Annotated in this window: 6 protein-coding genes; 5 read left to right on the top strand and 1 reads right to left on the bottom strand. The window is 71.9% G+C overall.

The window, feature by feature from the left end; all coding sequences use genetic code 11:
• Positions 1 to 46: 46 nt before the first annotated feature.
• Positions 47 to 1,843, bottom strand: coding sequence for an AMP-dependent synthetase/ligase (locus tag ACFQ7Q_RS37250; protein ID WP_383563430.1), 1,797 nt, complete (start codon positions 1,841 to 1,843; stop codon positions 47 to 49).
• Positions 1,844 to 2,099: 256 nt separating this feature from the next.
• Between ACFQ7Q_RS37250 and ACFQ7Q_RS37255 the strand changes: the two genes are divergently transcribed.
• The 5 genes from ACFQ7Q_RS37255 (at position 2,100) to ACFQ7Q_RS37275 (ending at position 6,118) form a co-directional block, all read left to right on the top strand.
• Positions 2,100 to 2,867, top strand: coding sequence for a metallophosphoesterase (locus ACFQ7Q_RS37255; RefSeq protein ID WP_383563433.1), 768 nt, complete (start codon positions 2,100 to 2,102; stop codon positions 2,865 to 2,867).
• A 90-nt stretch (positions 2,868 to 2,957) separates the two neighbouring features.
• The gene (locus tag ACFQ7Q_RS37260) at positions 2,958 to 3,401 is read left to right on the top strand and encodes an SRPBCC family protein (RefSeq protein WP_383563436.1); all 444 of its coding nucleotides are present in this window, start codon (positions 2,958 to 2,960) and stop codon (positions 3,399 to 3,401) included.
• Positions 3,402 to 3,509: 108 nt separating this feature from the next.
• Entirely contained in the window at positions 3,510 to 4,625 is a 1,116-nt protein-coding gene (locus tag ACFQ7Q_RS37265; RefSeq protein ID WP_383563439.1) for an ArsA family ATPase, read from the top strand.
• Between the two features lie 41 nt (positions 4,626 to 4,666).
• On the top strand, positions 4,667 to 5,110 hold the full coding sequence (locus ACFQ7Q_RS37270) for a DUF5304 domain-containing protein (RefSeq protein ID WP_383563442.1): 444 nt from the start codon (positions 4,667 to 4,669) through the stop codon (positions 5,108 to 5,110).
• 66 nt (positions 5,111 to 5,176) lie between these two features.
• A complete protein-coding gene (locus ACFQ7Q_RS37275; protein WP_383563445.1) occupies positions 5,177 to 6,118 on the top strand; it encodes an ROK family glucokinase in 942 nt (313 codons plus the stop codon).
• Positions 6,119 to 6,186 lie beyond the last annotated feature (68 nt).

Raw genomic sequence — 6,186 nt, forward strand, 5'->3', positions numbered from 1 at the left:
GCCGGTCGGCGTTCCGCGGGGCCCGTCGTGATGCGGGCACCCGTTCCTACGGGCGGTAGATCGCTTCGATCTCGTCCGCGAAGTCCTTCGCCACCACGTTGCGCTTCAGCTTCAGCGACGGCGTGATGTGGCCCGCCTCCTCGGTGAACTGGGAGTTCAGGATCCGGAACTTCCGCACCGACTCGGCCTTGGACACGGCGGCGTTGCCGTCGTCCACGGCCCGCTGGATCTCCGCGAGCAGCTCCGCGTCGTCGCGCAGCGACGCCGCCGTCGAGTCCGCCGGCTTGCCGTTCTCGCTCGCCCAGCGGCCGAGGAACTCCTCGTCCAGGGTGACCAGCGCGCCCACGAACGGACGCCCGTCGCCGACCACCATGCACTCCGCGACCAGCGCGTGCGCACGGATCCGGTCCTCGATGACCGCCGGGGCGACGTTCTTGCCGCCCGCCGTCACCAGGATCTCCTTCTTCCGCCCGGTGATCGCGAGGTAGCCGTCCTCGTCGAGCGTGCCGATGTCACCGGTGTGGAACCAGCCGTCGGCCAGCGCCTCCGCCGTCGCGGCCTCGTTCTTCCAGTAGCCGGTGAAGATGTGCTCGCCGTGCAGCAGCACCTCGCCGTCGTCGGCGATCCGCACCACCGAGCCCGGCAGCGGCTGACCGACCGTGCCGATCTTCTGCCGGTCCCACGGGTTGAACGCCGTCGCGGCGCAGGACTCCGTCAGGCCGTAGCCCTCCAGGACCGTGAAGCCGATGCCACGGAAGAAGTGGCCCAGACGCTCGCCCAGCGGCGCGCCGCCCGAGATCGCGTACTCGCCGCGGCCGCCGAGCACCGCCCGCAGCTTGGAGAAGACCAGCTTGTCGAAGAGCTTGTGCTTCAGCTTCAGACCGAGGGACGGGCCCTGCGGCGTGCCGATCGCCCGGCTGTACGCGATCGCCGTGTGCGCGGCCTTGTCGAAGATCTTGCCCTTGCCGTCGGCCTGCGCCTTCGCGCGCGCCGAGTTGTAGACCTTCTCGAAGACGCGCGGCACACCGAGGATCAGCGTCGGCCGGAACGAGGCCAGTTCGTCCGTCAGGTTCTTGATGTCGGGTACGCAGCCCAGCTTGATCGGCGCCATCACCGAGGCGACCTCGACCAGGCGCCCGAAGACGTGGGCGGCGGGCAGGAAGAGCAGGACCGAGCACTCGCCGGTCCGGAAGAGCGGCTTCAGGCGCTCCACCACGTTGCCGCACTCCGCGAAGAACGCACGGTGCGTCAGCACACAGCCCTTGGGACGGCCGGTGGTGCCCGAGGTGTAGACGATCGTCGCCGGGTCGTCCGCGTGCGCCGACGACATCCGCTCGTCGAGCAGTTCGTCGGAGACGTCCGCGCCGGTGGCGGTGAGCCGGGCGACCGCGTCGGACTCGATCTGCCAGACGCCCTTCAGGGCCGGCAGGTTCGACCGTACGGACTCCACCGATTCCTGGTGGGCCGCGGACTCGACCAGGGCCAGCGAGGCGCCCGAGTCGCCGAGGATCCACTGGATCTGCTCGGGCGAACTCGTCTCGTACACCGGCACCGTCACGGCGCCCGCGCTCCAGATGGCGAAGTCGAGGAGCACCCACTCGTACCGCGTTCTGGAAAGGAGCGCCACCCGGTCGCCCGGCTCCACGCCGGCGGCGATCAGACCCTTCGCCGCCCCGCGGACCTCGGCGAGGAACTGCTTGGCGGTGACGTCCGTCCAGACGCCGGCCACCTTGCGTCCCATGACGGCGGTGTCAGGGTGCTGAGACGCGTTGCGACGGATGAGATCCGTCAGATTGCCGTCCGTGGGGACCTCGTACAGGGCCGGAAGGCTGAACTCGCGCAAGACTGCTGCTCCTCATCGGGCGCCGGCGCCACGGCTCTGTGTGAATGCACCGGTGCGGTCCAAGATCGGGCAGGTGCTCAGTGGGGTGAGCACAACTGGACTGCCCGGACGTTACCCATCAGTACTCGGTTCCCGATAGGGGGGTCTGGCCAGATGTTCGGTGCATCACACAGTAGTGGCCGTGCTTCGCGCACAGTAATCCACAGCTTTCCGGACTCGGAAGTAACCGCAGGTCCGACGCCCTACGCTGAACCGCATGAGGATCAACGTGGTCAGTGACGTGCACGGGAACGCGGGTGCCCTCGCCAAGGCGGGGGAGGGCGCGGACGCCCTCGTCTGCCTCGGCGACCTGGTGCTCTTCCTCGACTACGCCGACCACAGCCGCGGCATCTTCCCCGACCTCTTCGGCGTCGAGAACGCCGACCTGATCGTGGAGCTGCGCACCGCGCGCCGCTTCGACGAGGCCCGTGACCTGGGGCGACGCCTCTGGTCCGAACTCGCCGTCGACCGGGACACGGCGATCGAGTCCGCGGTGCGACGCCAGTACGCGGAGCTGTTCGCGGCCTTCCCGACCCCCACCTACGCGACCTACGGAAACGTCGACATCCCGGGGCTGTGGAGCGAGTACGCCCGGCCGGGGACGACCGTCCTCGACGGCGAGCGGATCGAGCTCGACGGACTGGTCTTCGGCTTCGTCGGCGGCGGGCTGCGCACCGCGATGCGGACGCCGTACGAGATCTCCGACGAGGAGTACGCGGCGAAGGTGGAGGCTCTCGGTGAGGTCGACGTGCTGTGCAGTCACATTCCGCCGGACGTCCCGGAGCTGACCTACGACACGGTCCCGCGCCGCTTCGAACGCGGCAGCCGCGCCCTGCTCGACGCCATCCGGCGCACCCGGCCGCGGTACGCCCTCTTCGGCCACGTCCACCAGCCGCTGGTGCGGCGGATGCGGGTCGGACGGACGGAGTGCGTGAACGTCGGGCACTTCGCGTCGACGGGGAGGCCGTGGACGCTGGAGTGGTGACGGGCCTTCGGTGACGGCGCGATAGCCTTCGGTCGGCACGGTTCGTGCCTTTCGACTTCCGCCGGACCGCACAGTGGAGGAGCCACAGCGATGGCCGAACACACCAGCTCGAGCATCACCATCGAGGCAGCGCCGGCCGACGTCATGGGCGTGATCGCCGACTTCGCCCGCTACCCCGAGTGGACGGGCGAGGTGAAGGAGGCCGAGGTCCTGGAGAAGGACGAGGCCGGCCGCGCCGAGAAGGTGCGGCTGCTGCTCGACGCGGGCGCGATCAAGGACGACCACACGCTGGCGTACACCTGGACCGGCGACAACGAGGTCTCGTGGACGCTGGTCAAGTCCCAGATGCTCCGCTCCCTGGACGGCTCGTACCGCCTGACCCCGGCGGGCGGCGGGACGCGCACCGAGGTGACGTACCAGCTGACGGTGGACGTCAAGATCCCGATGCTGGGCATGATCAAGCGCAAGGCGGAGAAGGTCATCATCGACCGCGCGCTGGCGGGCCTGAAGAAGCGGGTGGAGTCGGGCGCGTAGCCGCCCCCGGGCGGTGCCCGCCCCACCGCGTCGCGGGCACCGCCCCGCGGAACGCCCGCCCGCAACCCGGGGGAGGCGTCGCGGCGCGGGGCGGTAACGTTCCGCCGTATGGGGATCTTGCTCGTCACCGGGACCGGCGGCGCCGGTCGTACCACCGTCGCCTCCGCCACCGCCCTCGCCGAGGCACAGGCCGGCCGGCGGGTCCTCCTGGTGTCCGGCGAGGCCGACGAGACGCCCGGCGTGGACCTTCTCCGCCCCGCCCCGGCCGCCGACTTCCGCCGGGAGTTCCTCGCCCTGCAGGCACGGTCCGGCGCCGCCTTCGACCTCCTCGGCGCGGCCCCGTTCGAGGACGCCGAGCTCACCGAACTTCCCGGCAGCCACCAGTTCGCCCTGCTCCGCGCCCTGCGCGACGCCGCAGCCGGTGACTGGGACCTCGTCGTCGTCGATCTGCCCCCGCTGCTCGACGCCCTCGCCCTCCTCGCCCTGCCCGAGCAGCTGCGCCGCTACCTCCGTCGCCTTCTGCCGCCCGAGCGACAGGCCGCCCGGGCCCTGCGCCCGATGCTGGCCCAGCTCGCCGGCGTCCCCATGCCCGCGCAGTGGCTCTACGGGACGACCGCCCGCTGGGAGGCCGAGCTCGCCGCCGTCCAGGCCGTCGTCGACGACCCCACCACCACCGTCCGCCTCGTCGTCGAGCCCGGACCCGCCGCCGGCGACGCCCTGCGCACCGCCCGCCTCGGCCTCGCGCTCCACCGTCTCGCCCTCGACACCGTGGTCGCCAACAAGCTGCTCCCGGCCGACTCGCCCGACCCCTGGCTCGCCGGGCTGACCGCCCAGCAGCACGAGCACCTCGCCCGGCTCCGTACCGCCCATGACGGGACCGTCCACGCCCTGCCGCACCTCGGCCGGGACCTGCGCGGCCCCGAGGACCTCGCCCTGCTCGCGGTCGACGCCCGACCCGCACCCGCCCCCGAGTGGACCGTCGAGGACCGCAGGGACGACGACGGCATCCTCGTCTGGCACATCCCCCTGCCCGGCGCCGTCAAGGGCGAGCTCTCCCTCGTCCGCCGCGGGGACGAACTCCTCCTCGCCGTCGGCCCGTTCCGCCGCACCGTCCCGCTCCCGCCCGCCCTGCGACGCTGCACCGTCGCGGGCGCCGCACTGGTCGACGGCGACCTCCGGGTCAGGTTCACCCCCGACGCCGGTCTCTGGCCGCGGAACCCCTGAGGGCGTGTACCGTCGACGGTATAAGCCGTAAGGAGTACGCCATGAGCGATTCGGATGCCTGGGCCAAGGCGTGCGCCGAGGACCTGGAGGCCGAGAAGGCCCGCCGCCGCGCGAACGCCGGTGCGGAGCCCGGCTCGGCCGCCGAGGAGTTCCGCAAGCTCTTCGACGCCGTCGCCGACAAGGTCTCCTCGATGCGGAACCCGCTGATGGGCATGGCCGCCCAGGGCACCGTGCAGCAGCTCGTCAACCAGGCGAAGGCGGCCGTCGAGCCCGTCATCGAGCGCAACCCTCAGGTCTTCGACCACCTCGCCGCCGCCGGCAACGAGCTGCTGGCCGCCTACCGCTCGGCGGTCGAGGGCCACGAGACGCGCTGGACCCGCGACGAGCCGGGCGACCCGCGCAAGGAATCCCGGCCGGACCGGCCCGAGGACCCCAAGAAGGACGACGACGGGCCCGGAACCGGGCAGCACATCGACCTGGACTGATCAGGACGGTGGCCCCCCTCGGGTACGGTTGGCGTTAGCGGGGCTCGACCGAAAACTGAGGGACACATGGGACTCACCATCGGCGTCGACATCGGCGGCACGAAGATCGCGGCCGGCGTGGTCGACGAGGAGGGCAACATCCTCGACACGCACAAGGTGCCCACCCCGCCGACCCCCGAAGGCATCGTCGACGCGATCTGCGCCGCCGTGTCCGAGGCCGGCAAGGGCCATCAGATCGAGGCTGTCGGCATCGGTGCCGCGGGCTACGTCGACGACAAGCGCGCCACCGTCCTCTTCGCGCCGAACATCGACTGGCGGCACGAGCCGCTGAAGGACAAGGTCGAGCAGCGGGTCGGCCTGCCGGTCGTCGTCGAGAACGACGCGAACGCGGCGGCCTGGGGCGAGTACAAGTTCGGCGCGGGGCAGGGCCACGAGGACGTCATCTGCATCACGCTCGGCACCGGCCTCGGCGGCGGCATCATCATCGGCAACAAGCTCCGCCGCGGACGCTTCGGCGTGGCGGCCGAGTTCGGCCACATCCGGGTCGTCCCCGACGGCCTGCTGTGCGGCTGCGGCAGCCAGGGCTGCTGGGAGCAGTACGCCTCCGGACGCGCGCTCGTCCGGTACGCGAAGCAGCGTGCCCACGCCACGCCCGAGCACGCGGAGATCCTCCTCGGCCTGGGCGACGGCACCCCCGACGGCATCGAGGGCAAGCACGTCAGCGCGGCGGCCCGGCAGGGCGACCCGGTGGCCGTGGACTCCTTCCGCGAGCTGGCGCGCTGGGCCGGCGCGGGCCTCGCCGACCTGGCGTCGCTCTTCGACCCCTCGGCGTTCATCGTCGGCGGCGGCGTCTCGGACGAGGGCGAGCTGGTGCTCGACCCGATCCGGAAGTCCTTCCGCCGCTGGCTGATCGGCGGCGAGTGGCGGCCGCACGCCCAGGTGCTCGCGGCCAAGCTCGGCGGCAAGGCCGGACTGGTCGGCGCGGCGGACCTGGCCCGCCAGGGCTGACGCCGCACGCCACCTCGTACGGCCTTCGTACGACACGGAACGCCGCCCCGCGCGCCCGCGCACAGGGC

This window comes from Streptomyces sp. NPDC056527 (genome assembly GCF_042794475.1).
In the GTDB taxonomy this organism is placed as follows: domain Bacteria; phylum Actinomycetota; class Actinomycetes; order Streptomycetales; family Streptomycetaceae; genus Streptomyces.